Below are 19,542 nucleotides of genomic sequence, written 5' to 3'. Positions count from 1 at the left end.
CTCAGGCCGTGGCCACGACCCCCAGCTCGGCCGGCGAGACCACCAGCGGGTGCGTCGGCACGACCCGGACCGTGTAGCCGAAGGCGCCCGAGCGCTCCAGGACGAGGTCGCCGTCGAAGCGGAACCGGTTGCCGTCGTAGGACTCGGCGAGCACCAGCTCGGTCGATGTCGCCTCCACCAACGCGTCCTCGGCGTCGACGCGGCCGTGCACCGCCTCGACCCGCACGTCGCCCGGGGTCAGCTCCCCCAGCGCGACGTAGGCATGCAGTCCGAGACGGGAGCCGACCTCGGGCGCGTCGCTGCCACCGTGCGACTCGACGTGCTCGACGGCCACGCCGTCCCAGGCACCGCGCACCCGGGCCTTCCACGCGGCGAGGTCGCGGGCGGCGGCGTACCCGTCGGCGGTCAGCGCCGCGCCGTTCGCTGCGGCCGGGGCGTAGAGGCGGTCGACGTACTCCATCACCATCCGGTCCGCGAGGACCTTGGGCCCCAGCTCGCCCCACGTGTGGCGCAGCATCTCGACCCAGCGGCCGGGCACGCCGTCGGCGTCGCGGTCGTAGAAGCGCGGCGCTACCTCGTTCTCGATCAGGTCGTAGAGGGCGGCCGCCTCGAGGTCGTCGCGACGGTCGGGGTCCTCGGCGCTGGTGGCGGACGGGATGGACCAGCCGAACTCCTCGTCGTACCACTCGTCCCACCAGCCGTCGCGGATGGAGAGGTTGAGGCCCCCGTTCAGGGCGGCCTTCATGCCCGAGGTGCCGCACGCCTCGTAGGGCCGCAGCGGGTTGTTCAGCCACACGTCGCAGCCCGGGTAGAGCGGCAGCGCGAGCGCGATGTCGTAGTTGGGCAGGAACACGATGCGATGGCGGACCTCGGGGTCGTCGGCGAAGCGCACCAGCTCTTGGATCAGCCGCTTGCCGCCCTCGTCGGCGGGGTGGGCCTTGCCCGCGATCACCAGCTGCACCGGGCGCTCCGGATCGAGCAACAGGGCCCTGAGCCGGTCGGGGTCGCGCAGCATCAGGGTGAGCCGCTTGTACGACGGCACCCGCCGCGCGAAGCCGATGGTCAGCACGTCGGGATCCAGCGCGGTGTCGATCCAGCCCAGCTCCCCCGGCGTCGCGCCCCGCTTCAGCCACGACTTGCGCAGCCGCTTGCGGGCATCGGCGACCAGGGCCTGCCGCATCCGCCACTTGGTCTGCCAGATCTCGACCGCGGACGCGTCGCCGGGCTTCGGGCCGAGCGCCTGCAGCTCGGCGGCGACCCAGGTGGGTGCGTGTACGCCGTTGGTGATCGAGGTGATCGGCTCCTCGGCCTCGTCGAAGGCGGGCCACAGGCCGTGGAACATCTCGCGGCTGACCTCGCCGTGCAGCTCCGAGACGCCGTTCGCCCGCTGCGCGAGGCGGAAGCCCATCACCGCCATGTTGAACACGCCGGGGTCGCCGCCCGGGAAGTCCTCGGCGCCGAGCGACAGCACCGCCTCGGTCGGTACGCCGGGCGTGGCGCCCCCGGCCTCGTCGAAGTACTGCTCGATCAGGGTCCGCGGGAAGCGGTCGATCCCGGCCGGCACCGGGGTGTGGGTGGTGAAGACCGTCGAGCCGCGGCCTACCTCCAGCGCGGTGGCGAGGTCGAGGCGGGGCCCGGCGTCGTCGGCGGTCAGCTCGCGGATCCGCTCGACGCCGAGGAAGCCCGCGTGGCCCTCGTTGGTGTGGAAGACCTCCGGCGCCGGGGTCCCGGTGATCCGCGCCCACGCCCGCAGCGCGCGCACGCCGCCGACGCCGAGCAGGATCTCCTGGCGCAGCCGGTGCTCGCCCGTCCCGCCGTAGAGCCGGTCGGTGACGTCGCGCAGCTCGCCCTGGTTCTCCTCGACCATGGTGTCGAGCAGCAGCAGGGGCACCCGTCCGACGTACGCCACCCAGACCTGGGCGAACAGGTCGGCGCCGCCGGGCATCCGGATCCCGATCCGCACCCGCGTGCCGTCCTCCTCGCGCAGCGGCGAGATCGGCAGCTCGTCGGGGTCGAGGACCGGGTAGCTCTCCAGCTGCCAGCCCTCGCGCGACAGCGCCTGCTTGAAGTAGCCGTGCCGGTAGAGCAGGCCGACGCCGACGATCGGCACGCCGAGGTCGCTGGCGGCCTTGAGGTGGTCGCCGGCGAGGATTCCGAGGCCGCCGGAGTACTGCGGCAGCGCGGCGGTGATCCCGAACTCCGGCGAGAAGTAGGCGATCGTCCGGTCGAAGGCCCCCGGCCCCGAGAGGTACGCCGCCAGGTCGCCGCGCACCTCCGCGACCCGGGCCACGAAGGACGCGTCGGCGGCGAGCTCGGCCCACCGCGACGGCTCGACCTCGCCGATCAGCCGCGTCGGGTCCTGCCCGACCCGCTCCCATGCCTCCGGGTCGATCGACGCGAAGAGCTCCTGGGTCGGGAGGTGCCAGGACCAGCGCAGGTTGAGTGCCAGCTCGCCGAGGGCGGCGAGCGGCTCGGGCAGGACGGGCCGGACGGTGAAGCGTCGGATCGCGCGCATGCCACGAACCTAGCCACGGGGCGGGCGGCGGGCCAACGTCCCTCGGATGCGCTGGCCCGGCGCTCCGGGTCGGGAATTGCGAGATCCGACCCGTAACCCGTGACGCGGTGTCGCGTTATCCGATCAAGCTGCGGGCGAGACGGATCATGGGGGCCGGCTCGCCCGCCGCGCTTTTTCCCTAGTCTGGCGCCGTGACCCTCGTCTCCGTGCCCGACCACCAGGCCGCCGTCGCGGCCCTCCTCGACCACCTCCCCCGCACCGAGCTGGTCCCGGTGGCCGAGTCGCTCGGCCGGGTCCTCGCCGAGGCCGTGACGGCCCCGGAGTCGCTCCCGTCCTTCGCCAACTCCGGCATGGACGGGTACGCCGTGCGGGCGGTCGACGTCGCCGGCGCGTCCGAGCACACCCCCGTGCTGCTGCCGGTCGCGGGCGACATCCCCGCGGGCGCTCCGGTCGGGACGCTGGATCCCGGCACGACCCAGCGGATCATGACCGGCGCGCCGCTGCCGCACGGCGCCGACGCGGTCGTCGAGGTCGAGGCGACCGACGCGGGGACGGTGCACGTGCAGATCCGCGCCGCACGGGAGCCGGGCAGCTTCGTGCGGGAGGCCGGGAGCGACGTACGCGCGGGCGCGGAGATGCTCGCGCCCGGGGCGCTGATCGGCGCGGCCCAGCTCGGTGCCCTGGTCGCCCTCGGGGTCCGCGAGGTCACCTGCCGGCGCTGGCCGCGGGTCCTGGTGCTGTCCACCGGCTCCGAGCTGACCGACGACCCCGAGCCGGGCGCCGGGATGATCCGTGACTCCAACGGTCCGATGCTCGCGGCCGCCGTGACCGATGCCGGAGCCGAGGCGGTCCGCACGCTCACCTCGGCCGACGACGTGACGGCCTTCCTCGGGGTCCTCGACGCGGCGCTGGCCGACGGCGGGATCGACCTGGTCCTCACCTCCGGCGGCGTCAGCGCCGGTGCCTACGAGGTCGTCAAGGACGCGTTCGGGCCGCGCGGCGTGAGCTTCACCAAGGTCGCGATGCAGCCGGGCATGCCCCAGGGCCTCGGCTCGTACGCCGGCGTACCGGTCGTGTGCCTGCCCGGCAACCCGGTCAGCTCGCTGGTCTCCTTCGAGGTCTTCGTCCGCCCGGCCCTGCGCCGGCTGGCCGGCCTGCGCCCCGGGCGCCCGGTCGTCACCGCCACGCTCACCGAGTCGCTCACGTCCCCGGCGGGCAAGCGGCAGCTGCGCCGCGGCCGCCTGGACCGCGACGCGGGCACGGTGCGGACCTGGGGCCCGGCGGGCAGCGGCTTCCTGGGTTGGTACGCCGGCGCCGACTGCCTCATCGACCTCCCCGCCGAGACCGCGGAGCTGGCGTCGGGGGCGAGCGTCGAGGTGTGGGACCTGACGCTGGGCTGAGCCGGGCCGATTCGCCCGCGACACGCGCGGGCCCTTGTCCGGGAGCGCCGGGCCCGCTTGGCTGGACACATGGTCGGACGGATCCCCGTGACCGATGTGATGCCCGTTCTCGGCGAAGGGCGCCCGGTGAAGGCTGCCGTCGCGGAGCCCTTCCCCGTCGACGCCACGGTCTTCCGCGAGGGCCATGACCGGCTCGGCGCGGAGGTGGTGCTCGTCGACCCCGGGGGGAACCGCAGACCGCCGGTGCGGATGGAGCAGCTGCCCGCGGTCGACCGGCACACGGTCGACCGCTACCGGGCGTGGGTCACGCCCGACTCCCCCGGCCTGTGGACCTTCGAGGTCCGGGCCTGGTCCGACCCGGTCGCCACCTGGCACCACGCCGCCGAGGTCAAGATCCGGGCCGGTGTCGACGTGGAGCTGATGTTCCAGGAGGGGCGGGTGCTGCTGGAGCGGGTCGCGGCCACAGCCCCCGACGACCTGACCGCCGTGGAGGCGGCGATCGCGGCCTGCGCCGACACCGAGCGGCCCGCCCTGGCCCGGCTCGCGGTGCTCACCTCCCTCGAGGTCGTGGCGGCGCTGCGGGCCCACCCGCTGCGCGAGCTGGTCACGGTGGCCGGCCCGTTCCCGGCGTACGCCGATCGCGAGCGGGCGCTGTTCTCCTCCTGGTACGAGTTCTTCCCGCGCTCCGAGGGCGGGTTCGCGGGCGCCACGAAGCGGCTCGACGCGGTCGCCGCGATGGGCTTCGACGTGGTCTACCTGCCGCCGATCCACCCGATCGGCGAGGTCAACCGCAAGGGCCCGAACAACACCGTGCTCCCCGAGGGCGAGCCGACCCCCGCCGACTGGACCGGCTCCCCCTGGGCCATCGGCAGCCGGTACGGCGGCCACGACGCCGTCGCCCCCGAGCTCGGCACCATCGAGGACTTCGACGCCTTCGTCGAGCACGCCCGTGAGCTCGGCCTGGAGGTCGCCCTGGACCTGGCGCTGCAGTGCGCGCCGGACCACCCGTGGGTCGGGAGCAACCCGGAGTGGTTCACCACCCGGGTCGACGGCTCCATCGCCTACGCCGAGAACCCGCCGAAGAAGTACCAGGACATCTACCCGCTGAACTTCGACAACGACCCCGCCGGCATCCGCGCCGAGATCCTGCGCGTGGTCCGGTACTGGATGGACCACGGCGTGCGGATCTTCCGCGTCGACAACCCGCACACCAAGCCGGTCGACTTCTGGGAGTGGCTGCTCGGCGAGATCCGCGCGACCGACCCCGACGTCCTCTTCCTCGCCGAGGCGTTCACCAAGCCGCCGATGCTGCAGACCCTCGGCGCGATCGGCTTCCACCAGTCCTACACCTACTTCACCTGGCGGGTGGCCAAGGACGAGGTGGCCGACTACCTGCGCGAGGTCAGCGAGGAGTCGGCCCATCGGATCCGGCCGAACTTCTTCGTCAACACCCCCGACATCCTCCACGAGTTCCTGCAGTACGGCGGGCCTGCCGCCTTCAAGATCCGCGCGGTGCTCGCCGCCACGGGCTCCCCGAGCTGGGGCGTCTACTCCGGCTACGAGCTGTTCGAGCACGTCGCGGTGCGCCCGGGCAGCGAGGAGTACCTGGACTCGGAGAAGTACCAGCTGCGGCCCCGCGACTGGGACGCCGCCGAGGCGGAGGGGCGGACGCTGGCGCCGTACCTCACCCGGCTCAACGAGCTGCGCCGCTCCCACCCGGCCCTGCAGCAGCTGCGCAACGTCACCGTCCATCCCACCGACAGCGACCACCTGCTGTGCTTCTCCAAGCGGGCCGGGGTCGACGTGGTGATCGTGGTGCTGAACCTCGACCCGCACACCGCCCACGAGGGCACCGTGCACCTGGACCTCGCGGCGCTGGGGCTGCCCGCCGGGGCGAGCTTCGCGGTGCACGAGGAGCTGACCGAGGAGGACTGGACCTGGAGCGAGCACGCCTGGGTGCGGCTGGACCCGGCCGTCGAGCCGGCGCACGTGCTGACGGTGAGGTCGCTGCCATGACGCTGGACAGGGACGACCCGCAGTGGTTTCGTACGGCGGTGTTCTACGAGGTGCTGGTGCGCACCTTCCGCGACAGCGACGGCGACGGCACGGGTGACTTCAAGGGCCTCACCGAGAAGCTCGACTACCTGTCCTGGCTGGGCGTCGACTGCCTGTGGGTGCCGCCGTTCTTCGCCTCCCCGCTGCGCGACGGCGGCTACGACATCGCCGACTACACGGCGGTGCTGCCCGAGGTCGGCACGATCGAGGACTTCCGCGAGTTCGTCGCGGCCGCCCACGAGCGCGGCATCCGGGTGATCATCGACTTCGTCATGAACCACACCTCGGACCAGCACCCGTGGTTCCAGGCCTCCCGCAGCGATCCCGACGGCCCCTACGGCGACTTCTACGTCTGGTCCGACACCGACGACCTCTACCAGGACGCGCGGATCATCTTCGTCGACACCGAGCCGTCGAACTGGACTTGGGACCCGGTGCGCCAGCAGTACTACTGGCACCGGTTCTTCCACCACCAGCCCGATCTCAACTTCGACAACCCCAAGGTCCACGACGCGATGATCGAGGCGATGTCGTTCTGGCTGGACCTGGGCCTGGACGGGTTCCGCCTCGACGCCGTGCCCTACCTCTACGAGCGGCCCGGCACCAACGGGGAGAACCTCCCGGAGACCCACGCGTTCCTCAAGAAGGTCCGCAAGTACGTCGACGACAACTACCCCGGCCGGGTGCTGCTGTGCGAGGCCAACCAGTGGCCCACCGACGTGGTCGAGTACTTCGGCGACGGCGACGAGTGCCACATGGCCTTCCACTTCCCGGTGATGCCCCGCATCTTCATGTCCGTACGCCGGGAGTCGCGCTACCCGATCTCCGAGATCCTGGACCAGACCCCGCCCATCCCGGACGGCTGCCAGTGGGGCATCTTCCTGCGCAACCACGACGAGCTGACCCTCGAGATGGTCACCGACGAGGACCGCGACTACATGTGGGCCGAGTACGCCCAGGACCCGCGGATGAAGGCGAACATCGGCATCCGCCGCCGACTGGCGCCGCTGCTCGACAACGACGTCAACCGGATGGAGCTGTTCACCGCGCTGCTGCTGTCGCTGCCCGGGTCGCCGGTCCTCTACTACGGCGACGAGATCGGGATGGGCGACAACATCTGGCTGGGCGACCGCGACGGCGTACGCACGCCGATGCAGTGGACGCCCGACCGCAACGCCGGCTTCTCCTCGGCCACCCCCGGCAAGCTGCACCTGCCGGTGATCCAAGACCCGGTCTACGGCTACGAGGCCGTCAACGTCGAGGCGCAGCTGCAGAACCCGTCCTCGCTGCTGCACTGGACCCAGCGGATGGTCCACGCGCGCCGCCATCACGACGCGTTCGGGCTCGGCACCTTCGCCGACCTGGGCGGCTCGAACCCGTCGGTGCTGTCCTACGTCCGCGAGCACACCGATCCGGACACCGGCCGGACCGACGTGATCCTCTGCGTCAACAACCTGTCCCGGTTCCCGCAGCCGGTCGAGCTCGACCTGCGTCGCTTCATCGGCTGCATCCCCGTGGAGCTCCTCGGCGGCGTCCCCTTCCCGGCCGTCGGGGAGCTCCCGTATCTCCTGACGCTCAGCGGGTACGGGTTCTACTGGTTCCGACTCACCGATCCCGACACCTCGGGGAGGCCCGTCCTGTGATCGAAGACTTCCTCGCACGCAGTCGCTGGTTCGGCGGCAAGGGCCGCACGTTCGCGGTGACCGGCCAGCGGGAGGCGGCGAGGCTGGGCGGCGATCCCGAGGTCGTGCTGCTGCTGGTCGAGGTCACCTACGACGACCCCGGCGCACCGGCCGAGACCGAGCTGTACCAGCTTCCCTTCGCGCTGTACGACGAGCCACAGCCCCGCCTCGAGCACGCCCACGTCGGGCGGTGGCCCGACGGCCGCACGGCCTACGACGCGGTCCACGACTCCGCCGCGATGCACGTGCTCATGGGCGCCTCCGACTGGCACCGGCTCGGCGGCTGGCCCGAGCTCGGCGAGGACGTGGTCGCCTCGGCCTTCTCCGGCGAGCAGTCCAACTCCACGGTGCTGTTCGGCGAGGAGGCCGCGCTCAAGGTCTTCCGCAAGGTCACCCCCGGTGAGAACCCCGACATCACCACGCACCGCGCCCTCACCGAGGCCGGCTCGACGCACGTCGCGGAGCTGTACGGCTGGCTGGAGGCCGGCAGCGCTGATGGCACGGAGGGCGAGACCCTGCAGCTCGCGCTGCTCCAGCAGTTCCTGCGCACCGCCACCGACGGGTGGGAGCTGGCGCTGGCCAGCGTCCGGAGCCTGTACGCCGAGGCCGAGATGCACCCCGGCGAGCACCTCGACGTCGGCCACCTCGGCGGCGACTTCGCCGGGGAGGCTGCCCGCTTGGGCGCGGCCCTGGCCGAGGTCCACGAGCAGCTCCGCGTCGCCTTCCCGGTCGACCGCGTGCCGACCACGCAGATCGTCGAGGGGATGCGGCACCGGCTGGCCGCGACGGCCCGCGCCGTGCCGCAGGTCGCGCCGTTCGTCGTACCCCTCCAGGAGCGGTACGACGCGCTGCTCGACCTCGGCGACCTCGACGTCCAGCGGATCCACGGCGACCTGCACCTGGGCCAGACCCTGCGCACGGTCGTGGGGTGGAAGCTGGTCGACTTCGAGGGCGAGCCGGCCAAGTCGCTGGCCGATCGGCTGCGTCCTGACACGCCCTGGCGCGACGTCGCCGGCATGCTGCGCTCCTTCGACTACGCCGCCCACGCGCTGTTCCCGGCCGAGGACCCGGTCGAGCCCGAGCTCACCGCCGCCCGCCTCGAGGGGGCCCGGGAGTGGGCGCGGCGCAACCAGGTCGCCTTCCTCGCGGCGTACGTCGGCGGCGACCCGGCCACCCTGATCCCCGCACGCGAGCTGACCCCGGAGGAGGACGCGATCGTGACCGCCTACATCGCCGACAAGGCCGTGTACGAATGCCTCTACGAGGCCCGCAACCGACAGGCCTGGCTGGACCTCCCGCTCGGGGCGCTGGCCCGACTGGTGGGGGGCGAGGATGACTGAGCTCTTCGCCCCGACGCTGGGCGAGATCGACCTGCACCTGGTCGGCGAGGGCCGCCACGAGCAGCTCTGGGAGGTGCTCGGCTCCCACGTCCGGACGCTCCCGGACCCGGCGACCGCCGCCCCGGTCGCCGGCACGTCCTTCGCCGTGTGGGCGCCCAACGCCCGCTCGGTCCGCGTCGTCGGCGACTTCAACGGCTGGGACGGCAACGCGGCTCCCCTGCGGATGCTGGACGGCTCCGGGGTGTGGGAGGCGTTCGTGCCGGGCGTCGGCTCCGGAGCGACGTACCAGTACGTCGTCGAGGGCGCCGACGGCGTGTGGCGGCACAAGGCCGACCCCTTCGCGGCGTACGCCGAGATCCCGCCCGCGCACAGCTCGCGCGTCTTCGCGAGCACCCACGGGTGGGCCGACGAGGAGTGGATGCGGCAGCGCGCCCGGCGCAGCCCCGTGCACGAGCCGATGTCGGTCTACGAGATGCACCTCGGCTCCTGGAAGCGGCACCCGGACGGGTCCTTCTGGACCTACGACCAGCTGGCGGCCGACCTGCCGGCGTACCTCGCGGCGATGGGGTTCACCCACGTCGAGCTGATGCCGGTCATGCAGCACCCGTTCGGCGGGTCGTGGGGCTATCACGTGACCGGCTACTTCGCGGCCGACAGCCGGTTCGGCGACCCCGACGGGCTGCGCCGTCTGATCGACGCGCTGCACCGCGCCGGCATCGGCGTGATCCTGGACTGGGTGCCGGGCCACTTCGCCACCGACGAGTGGGCGCTGGCCCGCTTCGACGGGACGGCGCTCTACGAGCACGAGGACCCGCGCCGCGGCTGGCACCCCGAGTGGGGCTCCTACATCTTCAACTTCGGCCGTCACGAGGTCCGCAACTTCCTGGTGGCGAACGCGATCTACTGGGCCGAGGAGTTCCATGCCGACGGCCTGCGCGTCGACGGCGTCGCCTCGATGCTCTACCTCGACTACGCCCGCGGGGGCGGCGAGTGGGTGCCGAACAAGTACGGCGGCAACGAGCACCTCGAGGCGGTGAGCTTCCTGCAGGAGGTCAACGCCACCGTCTACAAGCGGGTGCCCGGCGTGGTCACCATCGCCGAGGAGTCGACGGCGTGGCCCGGCGTCACCCAGCCCACCTCGACCGGCGGGCTCGGCTTCGGGTTCAAGTGGAACATGGGCTGGATGCACGACACCCTGCGCTACCTCGAGCGTGACCCGATCCACCGCTCCCACCACCACGGCGAGATGGCGTTCACCCTCGCCTACGCGCATGCCGAGAACTACGTGCTGCCGCTCAGCCACGACGAGGTCGTGCACGGCAAGGGGTCGCTGGTCACCAAGATGCCCGGCTCGCGCGAGGAGCAGCTCGCGACGCTGCGTGCCTACCTGGCCTACCAGTGGGCGCACCCCGGCAAGCAGCTGATCTTCATGGGCATCGAGCTCGGCCAGGAGCGCGAGTGGGCCGAGGCGCGCGAGCTGGACTGGTGGATCCTGGAGCGCTCCGGGCACGCCGGCGTCCAGGCGCTGGTGCGCGACCTGAACGGCGTGTACGCCGCCCATCCCGCGCTCTGGCAGCGCGACAACGAGCCCGCGGGGTTCGCGTGGATCGACGCCAACGCCGCGGGTGCGAACGTGTTCGCGTTCCGTCGGCTCGACCGCGAGGGCGGCGAGCTGGTGTGCGTCACGAACTTCTCCGGGAGCGAGCACAACCGCTACCGGCTCGCCCTCCCGGCCGTCGGGACCTGGGCCGAGGTGCTCAACACCGACGCCTCGGCGTACGACGGCGGCGGGCGGGGCAACCTCGGCACCGTCACCGCGGTCCCCGCGCCCGACCTCGCAGCGAAGGCACCCGGCGGGCTCCCGGCGTACGCCGACGTGGTGCTGCCGCCGCTGAGCACGCTCTGGCTTCGCCCCGCCTGACCCCGCCGCATAGGGTGGGAGCGTGACCGAGCCCGCCGCGGACCACCGCACCGTCGACGACGGCGTCGCGCGGCTCAGCTGGTCCCCGGAGCTCGCGGAGCGGGGCTGGCAGGCCGCCGTGGACGTCGTACGCCGCCAGGTGGCCGAGGCGCTGACCGACCACCACCGGGTGGAGGTCAAGGTCCCCGCGGGTGACGACGAGGCGAACCGGATCGCCACCTGGTCCGGGCTGCGCCGCGAGGGCGTGGAGCGCCGCGTGACCGGCGACCTGGTCGTCTACGGCCGGCTCGCCGACGACACCCCGGTGCACGAGCCGGGCGGGTTCCGGGCGATCCTCAACTCCTTCCTGCCGCGCAAGCGCGGGATCAGCCAGATGCTCATCCGCTCTGCCGACAGCGCGCCCGAGGACCCGCGGGTGCTGCTGTGCAACCTGACCTACAAGACCGACTGGGACCTGCCCGGCGGCGTGATCGAGGTCGGCGAGTCACCCCGGCTCGGGGTCGGCCGGGAGGTCGAGGAGGAGCTCGCGCTGCACATCGAGCCCGGGCGGCTGCTGCTCACCGACTGGCTGCCGCCGTGGGGTGGCTGGGACGACGCGCTGTGCCTGGTGTTCGACGGTGGCGCCCACCCGGCCTCCATCGTCGAGCAGATCGTGCCGCAGGCCCGCGAGATCCGTCAGGCCGCGTTCCTCTCGCTCGCGGAGATCGACGAGCGGGCCACCGACTTCACCGCGCGCCGGATCCGCTCGGCACTGGCCGCGCTGGACGCGTCGGCTCCTCGCTACACCGAGTCCGGGCGCGTCCCGGACGCAGGGTGACCAGGACCCCGACGACCAGCAGCGCCCCACCGAGCAGCTCGGCGAGCGACGGCCGCTCCCCCAGCAGCGCCCACGCCGAGCCGATCGAGACCGGCGGCACCAGCAGCACCCACGGCACCACGGCCGAGGACGGGTTGCGGGCGAGCAGGCCGTTGAAGATCGCGTAGCCGGTCAGCGACGCCAGGCCGGCCGTGTAGAGCGTCGACAGGCCCGCCCGCCAGCCGAAGGCGTGCGCGGCGACGACGAGCGTGTGCGGGCCGTCGAGCACGACGGCGATCGCGAGGACCGGGAGCGGCACGACCAGCGCCGACCAGACCGTGAGCGCGAGGCCGCCGGTGGCGCCGGAGGCCCGCGAGACGACGTTGCCGATCGCCCACATCAGGGCACCGGTCAGACACAGCACCATCGCGACGAGCGGGATGTGGCCGCCGCGGCCGAGGCCGACCACGAGCAGACCGACGACCCCGAGCGCCACCCCTGCCGTCTGGGCCGCGGTCGGGCGCTCCTTGAGCACCACCGCCGCGATCACGATCGTCAGCACCACCTGGGCCTGCAGCACCAGCCCGGCCAGGCCGGGCGGCATGCCGCGGTCCATCGCCACGTAGAGGAAGGCGAACTGGCCCAGTGACATGAACGCGCCGACGCCGAGGATGGTGCGCCAGGGCAGGTCCGGTCTGGGGATCAGGAATACCGCGGGGAGGACGACGGCGGTGAAGCGGATCGCGACGAACACCAGCGGAGGTACGTCGCCCATCCCCCAGTCGATCACCACGAAGTTGAAGCCCCAGATGGCGGCGACGAGTGCGGCGAGGAGGCAGTCGCGGCGAGTCATGGTGCCCAGCCTGTCCTCTGTCTCCATGAAGCACCAGCGAATAGAAGTGCGCCCATTCATGTAGCGTTGCTGCATGATCGATCTGGACGCCCTCGCCGCGCTCCGCGCCGTCGCCGACACCGGGTCGGTGATCGCGGCCGCGGCCGCCACGGGCTACACGCCGAGCGCCGTCTCCCAGCAGGTGAAGCGGCTCGAGAGGCAGACCGGCGTCCCGCTGCTGGAGCGGGTCGGGCGCGGCGTGATGCTGACCAGCCAGGGCCGGCACCTGGTCGAGGCCGGGCAGCGGGTGCTGGCCGACCTGGAGGAGCTCGAGTCGGACCTGCGGGCCAGCGTCGGCGCGGTGGGCGGCCGGGTGCGGCTGGCCGTGTTCTCGACCGGCGTGCGCGGGCTGGTCGCTCCCGTCGTACGACGCCTGCGGGACGCGCACCCCGACCTGACCCTCGTCATCGACGAGCGGGAGCCCTGGGACACCGTGGACCTGGTGGCCGGCGGCCAGGCCGAGCTGGGCATCGTGCACCGGTGGGGCGGCGTACCCCTCGCCGTACCGGACCACGTCACGACCCACGCCGTCACGCGCGATCTCGCGGACCTGATCGTGCCGCACGACCACCCGCTCGCCGGGCGGAGGCGGGTCACGCCGCACGACCTGGTCGACGTCGAGTGGATCGCCACGCCCGAGGGCACGATCTGCCGGCAGTGGCTGCACCGGATGTACGACGGCACCGGCCGCCCGCCCCGCATCGCCCACGTCTCCGGCGAGTTCGAGTCGCACCTCGCCCTGGTGGCCGCCGGGCTCGGCGTCGCGCTGATCCCCCGGCTCGGCCGCGCCCCGCTCGGCCCCGACGTGGTGGCGATCGAGGTCCGCGACCCGCAGCCGGTGCGCCTCATCGACGCCCTCCACCGCCGCACCATGACCAACGATCCCGCGGTCCGGGCCGTCCTCGCCGCCCTCCTCGTCCCCGCGAGTTCCTAGTTCTGGCCCCGCGAGTTCAGACTTCTGGTCGACCGAAACCCTTGCTTCGGTCGACCAGAACTATGAACTCGCGGAGAGGGCCTCCCGCGCCAGGTACGTCGCACCCGCGACCGCCCCGGGCATCACCAGCACTCCGCCGAGCGGCACCAGGAAGCACAGCTGGACGCCGACCCCGAGGCCGAGCAGCTCGCCGCGGTGCGGCCGCAGCAGGGCCGCACGTGCCGCCCGATCCATGCCGCGCGCCGCCAACGGGCGGGAGACCAGCTCGCCGGCCAGCAGCCGGCCGGAGACCACGACGCCGAGGACCGCACCGACCACCGCGCCGACGGCGGGCAGCAGGCCGAGCAGCAGCACCACGAGCGACGCGGCGATGCCGTAGAGCACCAGCACCACGCCGTCGATCGCACCGCGCAGCCAGCCCAACCCGCGCTCGGGCACCTCTCCCCCGAGCTCGTGCTCGACGGCCAGCCAGATCCGCTCGTAGAACGGGTCGCCGACGGCCAGCGTGAGCCCGGTGAACGACACCACGAAGAGCAATCCGGACCCGAGCACGGCGACGACCTCGAGGGCGGCGCGGAAGACCGAGCGCAGCCCCGACGCCCACCCGTCGGCGAACGGCGTGGCCCAGGTGACCAGGTCGTCGACGTACAGCAGCAGCGCGATGAGGAGCGCGACCATCACCACGGCGACCAGGGCCGCCGGGATGAGCCCGAGCAGCATCAGTCGCGGCCGGCGACGCCACAGCCCCTGTCCGTGCAGGAGCAGCCGGACACCGTGCCCGAAGCCGGTGAGCATCAGCTCAGCCCAGGGTCAGAACAGCGCGGAGGCCAGCGCCTGCCGGCCCTTGAGGACCCGCGGGTCGTCGTTGCCGACGGCGGCGAAGAGCCCGAGCAGGTGCTCGCGGACCCGGTCGCGCTCCTTGTCGGCGGTACGCCGGACCAGCTCCACCAGCCGCGCGAAGGCGTCCTCCACGTGGCCGCCGAGCATGTCGAGGTCGGCCACCATGATCTGGGCGTCGACGTCGTCGGGGTCGGCTGCCGCGGCCGCGCGGGCCGCGTTGAGGTCGACGCCCTGGGTGCGCTGCAGGACCTTCGCCATCGCCAGGCCGGCCGCGGCCTCGGCGTCGGCCGGGTTGGCCTTGACGAGCTTCTCGTACTCGGCCACCGCCGCGTCGATGTCGCCGGCCGCGAGCGCGTCCTGCGCCGGCGCGTAGCGCGGGTCGACGGGCGGCTCCTCGCCCTCGGCCGCCGGGCCCGCCTGGCTGAGCGGCTGGTGCCGGCCGGTGAGCCCGGAGGCCGTCAGTTGCTGGGCGAGCTGGTTGAACATGGCCCGGATGTCGTCGATCGGCGCGGCGCCCGGGATCGGCTGCGTGGCGGGCTGGCCCTCGACGAGCACGAGCATCAGCGGCACCTGCTGCACCTGGAGCGCCGAGGCGAGCTGCGGGTTGGAGTCGACGTCGACCTTCGCGGCCAGGAAGCGGCCGTCGTACTCGTCGGCGACCCGGGCGACGTCGTCGGCAAACGCGACGCTCTCGGGCACCTGGGCGCTGGAGAAGAACACCAGCACCACCGGCGCCGTCATCGACGACTCCAGGACGTTCTGGACGTTCTCCGGCGTCACCGCGATGGAGTACGCCGAGGAGCCGCCACCGCTCCCGGCGCCCGTCCCTGACGCGGGCGGTGCCGCGCTGGTCCGCTTGAGGCCCGACAGGTCGATCGCGCCGGGGCGCGAGAACGGCTGCTGCGTCATGCCGCCGATTCTAGGGAGGCGCGCTCAGTTCGGGATCCGGGGACCCCGCAGCCCGGCCCGCTGCACGACCCGCTGGATCGCGAGGTCGCGCTCGTCGGGGCGGCCGACGTACCGGATGTCGCGAAGGCCCTGGTCCTGGGCGGCGGACTCGAAGACGAAGTGGCCGTAGCCGAGCAGGCGGCCGAGCAGCGGCTTGGTGACGGTGATGTCGAGGATCCGGCTCAGCGGCATGGTGGCCAGCTGCGAGGACAGCACCCCGTGGACGCGGAAGACGCGCATGTTGGTGATGACGAAGCGGTCGCGCTTCTCGCGCAGCGCGAGCCAGGTGGCATGCAGGAACAGACCCGCCGCGACGATGAGGAAGAACCACGCGACCTGGACGGCGACCACGGTGCTGAACATCAGGGACACCAGCCCGACGAGGGACTCGATGCCGGGCCGGACGTAGGCGACCCAGTGCTTGCTGACCTCGTCGACGATGACCTCGCCCTCGTCGCGCAGGAGGTGCTTGCCGATCCCCGGATCGGTGATCGCCACCAGCAGACCCACGACGGGTCAGCTCACTTCTTCGAGAACGCGCCGACGAAGTCGATGACGCCGGTGAACCCCTGGGTCGCGAGGTGCCAGCCGTTCGACCCGGCCTCCTTCGCGGTCACCGCCAGGCCGCTCGGGTCCGTGAACATCCAGAACCCGAGGAAGACGACGACGACGACACCGATGAGCTTCTTGGCGTCCATGCCACCATGTCTAACAGCAATCACTCCCGTCACGCGGGAGGCGCGCTCACCAGCCGTTGGCGCTGGTGCGCGCCGGGCGCGCCAACGTGTCCAACCATGCGGTGAAGAACCCGCCCAGCCGCTGCCCCGAGACCCGCTGGGCGAGCCGCTCGAACTGCGCGGTGGTGCCCAGACCGTAGCGGTGCTGGGCCACCCAGGTCCGCAGGACCGTGCGGAAGTCGGCCCTGCCGATCCGGTCGCGCAGCGCGGCCAGGGTCATCGCCCCGCGCTGGTAGACCGCCGAGGCCCAGATGTGACGGACGCCGGGCGCCGCGACGGAGAGGTCCCAGAAGGAGGGCGACTCCTCGGCGTACGCCGTGTGCAGCCACTGCCGCGTCGAGATCCCGCCGTGCGCCTCGTTCCACCGCTGCTCGAGGTACGTCGCGAACCCCTCGTTGAGCCAGATGTCCTGCCAGCGCCGGATCGAGACGCTGTCGCCGACCCACTGGTGCGCCAGCTCGTGCACGACGGTCGTGTGGTCGATCCAGCGTCCCGGGTACGTCGGCCGCGTCTGGTTCTCCAGCGCGAACCCCGGGTCGAGCGCGGTGACCACGCCGCCGGTGCTGTCGAACGGGTAGCGGCCGAGCTCCTTCTGCAGCCAGTCGGTGATCCGCCCGCTGCTGTTCACCAGCCCGCGGCTGCGGGTGAAGTCGGCCGAGCCCAGCCCGCGCGACACCGCGGTCAGCCACGGGATGCCCGAGGCCGACGTACCGCGGCTGATCGCGAAGTGCCCGGCCGCGAAGAAGGCCAGGTACGTCGTCATCGGGTGGTCCTCGCGCCAGTGCGTGGTCGCCTGGCCGCCGCTCACCGTGCGGGAGATCCGGCGGCCGTTGCCGACCACCTGCATCGCGTCGTCGGTCGTGATCGAGACGTCGAAGGTCGCCTTGTCGGAGGGGTGGTCGTTGGACGGGAACCACCACGGCGCCATGTGCGGCTCGTTCATCGCGACGACCTCGGAGCCGCTGGCCAGCCAGTTGCTCTCCCCCGCGTAGGAGTAGTTCCCGGGGTAGCCGGCGTAGCTGACGGTGACGGTGAAGAGGTCGCCGCTCGGGATCGCCGTCGTCGGCGTGACGACCAGCTCGTGCGGGGTGGGCCGGCTGAAGCCGGCCGCGGTCCCGTCGACGCTGACAGCCGTGACGGGTAGCAGGAAGTCGAGGTGGAAGGACGAGAGGGCCTCCCGGGACCGGATCCTCAGCGTCGTCGTACCGGAGAGGTGGCGGGTCGCGAAGTCGTAGGTGTCGTCGATCGCGTAGTGCCGCACATCGATGCCGCCGTTGCCGTCCTGGGGGAAGTACGGGTCGCCGATCCCGGCCGAGCCGGCCACGGGGGTCGCCGTCATCGCCGTCGTCATGGTGGTCGCCTGCGCCACCGAGCCGCTCATGAACATCGCGGCCGCGACCGCGCCAACCAGGAGTCTGCGCACGCGCCCAAACTACGCTGTCGGGCGTGAGGAAGACCCGCGCCCACCGCATCCGGATGCGCCCGCCGACCGCCACCGACGCCCAGGTCGCCCGGCAGCTGCCGGTCCCGTTCGACGCGCACCGCACCACGCTCTACACCGCGAGCGAGCTGTACGACGCCGAGCCGTACGCCGACTCCCTCGACGCCCGCACCTACGCGTGGTCCCGCGAGCCGGTGCGCCCCGAGGGCGCCCTCGCGATGGTGCTCCACGACGGCGCGATCGACACCGCCCTCGGCACCTGGATCCAGGGCCGCTCGCTGGTCGGGGTGATGGGCGGGCACGCGGTCGAGCGCGGGCAGGCGGCGTACGACGACACGGCCCGGCTCGGCCACCTGCTCGGCGCGACGCACGTGGTGGCGACCGGCGGCGGGCCGGGTGCCATGGAGGCGGCCAACCTGGGCGCGCGGCTGGCCGGGATGCCCGCGGAGACGCTGACCGAGGCGAGCCGGATCCTCGCCGGCACGCCGGGCTTCCGGCCCTCGATCGACGGCTGGATCGGACGGGCCCAGGAGGTGTGCCGGCGGTTCCCGTCGGACCGGGCCTCGCTCGGCGTACCGACCTGGTTCTACGGGCACGAGCCGTCCAACCTGTTCGCCACCGCGATCGCGAAGTACTTCCGCAACGCGCTGCGCGAGGCGATCCTGCTCCAGATCTGCGGTGCGGGCATCGTGTTCATGGAGGGTGCGGGCGGCACGGTGCAGGAGATCTTCCAGGACGCCTGCGAGAACTACTACGCGACCGAGGCCGACGTGGCCCCGATGGTGCTGGTGGGCCGCCGCTACTGGACCGAGACCCTGCCTGCCTGGCCGCTCCTGCAGGCGCTCGCCAAGGGCCGGCCGATGGAGCCCCACATCCACCTCGTCGACACGGTCGACGAGGCAGCAGCGGTCATCTAGCTGGCGAGCCTCAGGCCCTGACCCGGGCCCATCACGTCCCGGTAGTGCCCGATCAGCTGCTCGTTGACCGCGTGCCAGGTCCGCTCCTGCACCTTCGCCAGCCCGGCGGCGCCCATCCGCGCCCGCAGCGCATCGTCGGCGACCAGGGTCGTGACCAGCCGGTGCAGGGTCCGCCGGTCGCCCGGGGTGTAGAGGAAGCCGTCGACCCGGTCGGCGACGACGTCGATCGGTCCCCCGCTGCGCGGTGCCACGACCGGTACGCCGGAGGCCAGTGCCTCCTGGGCCGACTGGCAGAACGTCTCGTGCCGCCCGGTGTGCACGAACACGTCGAGCGAGGCGTACGCCGCCGCGAGATCCTCGCCGTGCAGCAGGCCGAGGAAGTGCGCGTCCGGGAGCAGCCCGCGGAGCCGCTGCTCCTCCGGCCCGCCGCCGACCAGCACCAGCTCGTGGCCCGGGTCGCGCGCGATCGCGGTCAGCAGGTCCAGCTCCTTCTCGGCGGCCAGCCGGCCGACGTACCCGACCAGCTTCCTTCCCGGCGCGATGCTGGACCGCAGCTCCTGGCTGCGGGCCTCGGGACGGAACAGCGCGGTGTCGACGCCGCGCGCCCACCGGTACACCTCCGGAACCCCGAGCTCGCGCAACTGGGCGATGCTGGCGCTGGACGGCGCGAGGGTGCGGTCGACCTGGGTGTGGATCCGGCGGGTGAGGGCCGCAGCGGCCCGGGCGCCGCCCGGGACGTCGTACCGCTCGGCGAAGCCGACCAGGTCGGTCTGGTAGATCGCGACCGCCGGGATGCCCAGCTCCTGCGCGGCCCGCGCCGCCTGGTAGCCCAGCGTCGCCGGTGACGCGATGTGCACGACGTCGGGACGGAACCGGAGCATCACCGCGCGCAGCCGGCGCTGCGTCTCCAGGCCGATCCGGAAGTCCCGGTAGAACGGCAGGTTCGCGCCGCGCGCCCGGGTGACCGCGAAGCCGGCGTACGTCGCCGGGCCGGTCGGTGCGACCAGCTCGGCCTCGTGCCCCTCGGCCTGAAGGTGCTCCAGGACCCGGCGCACCGAGTTGGTGACGCCGTTGATCTGCGGCAGGAACGACTCGCTGACGACCAGTACTCGGACCATGACCCG

Annotated in this window: 16 protein-coding genes; 8 read left to right on the top strand and 8 right to left on the bottom strand. The window is 72.7% G+C overall.

Features of this window, described 5'->3' with window-relative positions; genetic code table 11:
• Nucleotide 1 precedes the first annotated feature (1 nt).
• Nucleotides 2-2,515 (bottom strand): alpha-glucan family phosphorylase, encoded by a 2,514-nt coding sequence (gene glgP, locus ACYU8V_RS07450; RefSeq protein WP_460846327.1) that lies wholly within the window; start codon nt 2,513-2,515, stop codon nt 2-4.
• 191 nt (nt 2,516-2,706) lie between these two features.
• Here glgP and ACYU8V_RS07445 point away from each other — a divergent pair, with 191 nt between their 5' ends.
• From ACYU8V_RS07445 to ACYU8V_RS07420, 6 genes are all read left to right on the top strand, one after another.
• The gene (locus tag ACYU8V_RS07445) at nt 2,707-3,915 is read left to right on the top strand and encodes a molybdopterin molybdotransferase MoeA (protein ID WP_460846325.1); all 1,209 of its coding nucleotides are present in this window, start codon (nt 2,707-2,709) and stop codon (nt 3,913-3,915) included.
• A 69-nt stretch (nt 3,916-3,984) separates the two neighbouring features.
• A complete protein-coding gene (locus tag ACYU8V_RS07440; protein ID WP_460846324.1) occupies nt 3,985-5,931 on the top strand; it encodes an alpha-1,4-glucan--maltose-1-phosphate maltosyltransferase in 1,947 nt (648 codons plus the stop codon).
• Nucleotides 5,928-7,613, top strand: coding sequence for a maltose alpha-D-glucosyltransferase (gene treS / locus ACYU8V_RS07435; RefSeq protein ID WP_460846323.1), 1,686 nt, complete (start codon nt 5,928-5,930; stop codon nt 7,611-7,613). Before ACYU8V_RS07440 ends, treS begins: the two co-directional genes overlap by 4 nt.
• Complete coding sequence (locus ACYU8V_RS07430) at nt 7,610-8,992, top strand: maltokinase N-terminal cap-like domain-containing protein (RefSeq protein WP_460846321.1); 1,383 nt, start codon at nt 7,610-7,612, stop codon at nt 8,990-8,992. Before treS ends, ACYU8V_RS07430 begins: the two co-directional genes overlap by 4 nt.
• Nucleotides 8,985-10,913: a 1,4-alpha-glucan branching protein GlgB gene (gene glgB / locus ACYU8V_RS07425; RefSeq protein WP_460846319.1), complete on the top strand. Its 1,929-nt coding sequence runs from the start codon at nt 8,985-8,987 to the stop codon at nt 10,911-10,913. Before ACYU8V_RS07430 ends, glgB begins: the two co-directional genes overlap by 8 nt.
• A gap of 22 nt (nt 10,914-10,935) precedes the next feature.
• Nucleotides 10,936-11,730: an NUDIX domain-containing protein gene (locus tag ACYU8V_RS07420; protein WP_460846317.1), complete on the top strand. Its 795-nt coding sequence runs from the start codon at nt 10,936-10,938 to the stop codon at nt 11,728-11,730.
• Here the strand turns inward: ACYU8V_RS07420 and ACYU8V_RS07415 are convergent.
• A complete protein-coding gene (locus tag ACYU8V_RS07415; RefSeq protein ID WP_460846315.1) occupies nt 11,639-12,562 on the bottom strand; it encodes an EamA family transporter in 924 nt (307 codons plus the stop codon). The genes ACYU8V_RS07420 and ACYU8V_RS07415 overlap by 92 nt on opposite strands.
• Before the next feature lie 73 nt (nt 12,563-12,635).
• Here ACYU8V_RS07415 and ACYU8V_RS07410 point away from each other — a divergent pair, with 73 nt between their 5' ends.
• Nucleotides 12,636-13,535 carry a LysR family transcriptional regulator gene (locus tag ACYU8V_RS07410; protein ID WP_460846314.1) on the top strand — a complete coding sequence of 300 codons (900 nt, stop codon included), beginning with the start codon at nt 12,636-12,638 and terminating at the stop codon, nt 13,533-13,535.
• A 60-nt stretch (nt 13,536-13,595) separates the two neighbouring features.
• On the opposite strand, the gene ACYU8V_RS07405 is transcribed toward ACYU8V_RS07410, so the two are convergent.
• Genes ACYU8V_RS07405 through ACYU8V_RS07385 form a run of 5 tightly spaced genes read right to left on the bottom strand, consistent with a single transcriptional unit; the run spans nt 13,596 to nt 17,483 of the window.
• Complete coding sequence (locus ACYU8V_RS07405) at nt 13,596-14,330, bottom strand: EI24 domain-containing protein (protein ID WP_460846312.1); 735 nt, start codon at nt 14,328-14,330, stop codon at nt 13,596-13,598.
• Nucleotides 14,331-14,345: 15 nt separating this feature from the next.
• A complete protein-coding gene (locus ACYU8V_RS07400) occupies nt 14,346-15,284 on the bottom strand; it encodes a co-chaperone YbbN (protein ID WP_460846309.1) in 939 nt (312 codons plus the stop codon).
• 24 nt (nt 15,285-15,308) lie between these two features.
• On the bottom strand, nt 15,309-15,833 hold the full coding sequence (locus ACYU8V_RS07395; RefSeq protein ID WP_460846307.1) for a PH domain-containing protein: 525 nt from the start codon (nt 15,831-15,833) through the stop codon (nt 15,309-15,311).
• A gap of 11 nt (nt 15,834-15,844) precedes the next feature.
• Nucleotides 15,845-16,021 (bottom strand): hypothetical protein, encoded by a 177-nt coding sequence (locus ACYU8V_RS07390; protein WP_460846305.1) that lies wholly within the window; start codon nt 16,019-16,021, stop codon nt 15,845-15,847.
• A gap of 46 nt (nt 16,022-16,067) precedes the next feature.
• On the bottom strand, nt 16,068-17,483 hold the full coding sequence (locus ACYU8V_RS07385; protein WP_460846304.1) for a M1 family metallopeptidase: 1,416 nt from the start codon (nt 17,481-17,483) through the stop codon (nt 16,068-16,070).
• Between the two features lie 23 nt (nt 17,484-17,506).
• On the opposite strand from ACYU8V_RS07385, the gene ACYU8V_RS07380 reads away from it, so the two are divergent.
• Complete coding sequence (locus tag ACYU8V_RS07380; RefSeq protein WP_460846301.1) at nt 17,507-18,418, top strand: LOG family protein; 912 nt, start codon at nt 17,507-17,509, stop codon at nt 18,416-18,418.
• Here the strand turns inward: ACYU8V_RS07380 and ACYU8V_RS07375 are convergent.
• Nucleotides 18,415-19,536 carry a glycosyltransferase family 4 protein gene (locus ACYU8V_RS07375; RefSeq protein ID WP_460846300.1) on the bottom strand — a complete coding sequence of 374 codons (1,122 nt, stop codon included), beginning with the start codon at nt 19,534-19,536 and terminating at the stop codon, nt 18,415-18,417. The genes ACYU8V_RS07380 and ACYU8V_RS07375 overlap by 4 nt on opposite strands.
• Nucleotides 19,537-19,542 lie beyond the last annotated feature (6 nt).

The organism is Nocardioides ultimimeridianus, from assembly GCF_054777895.1.
This window is presented reverse-complemented; position numbering and strand designations above follow the sequence as displayed.

Excerpts from the sequence above, each read along its gene's own strand:
- glgP (WP_460846327.1), bottom strand. The coding sequence starts at position 2,515 with ATGCGCGCGATCCGACGCTTCACCGTCCGGCCCGTCCTGCCCGAGCCG.
- ACYU8V_RS07440 (WP_460846324.1), top strand. The coding sequence starts at position 3,985 with ATGGTCGGACGGATCCCCGTGACCGATGTGATGCCCGTTCTCGGCGAA.
- treS (WP_460846323.1), top strand. The coding sequence starts at position 5,928 with ATGACGCTGGACAGGGACGACCCGCAGTGGTTTCGTACGGCGGTGTTC.
- glgB (WP_460846319.1), top strand. The coding sequence starts at position 8,985 with ATGACTGAGCTCTTCGCCCCGACGCTGGGCGAGATCGACCTGCACCTG.
- ACYU8V_RS07415 (WP_460846315.1), bottom strand. The coding sequence starts at position 12,562 with ATGACTCGCCGCGACTGCCTCCTCGCCGCACTCGTCGCCGCCATCTGG.
- ACYU8V_RS07410 (WP_460846314.1), top strand. The coding sequence starts at position 12,636 with ATGATCGATCTGGACGCCCTCGCCGCGCTCCGCGCCGTCGCCGACACC.
- ACYU8V_RS07405 (WP_460846312.1), bottom strand. The coding sequence starts at position 14,330 with ATGCTCACCGGCTTCGGGCACGGTGTCCGGCTGCTCCTGCACGGACAG.
- ACYU8V_RS07400 (WP_460846309.1), bottom strand. The coding sequence starts at position 15,284 with ATGACGCAGCAGCCGTTCTCGCGCCCCGGCGCGATCGACCTGTCGGGC.
- ACYU8V_RS07390 (WP_460846305.1), bottom strand. The coding sequence starts at position 16,021 with ATGGACGCCAAGAAGCTCATCGGTGTCGTCGTCGTCGTCTTCCTCGGG.
- ACYU8V_RS07375 (WP_460846300.1), bottom strand. The coding sequence starts at position 19,536 with ATGGTCCGAGTACTGGTCGTCAGCGAGTCGTTCCTGCCGCAGATCAAC.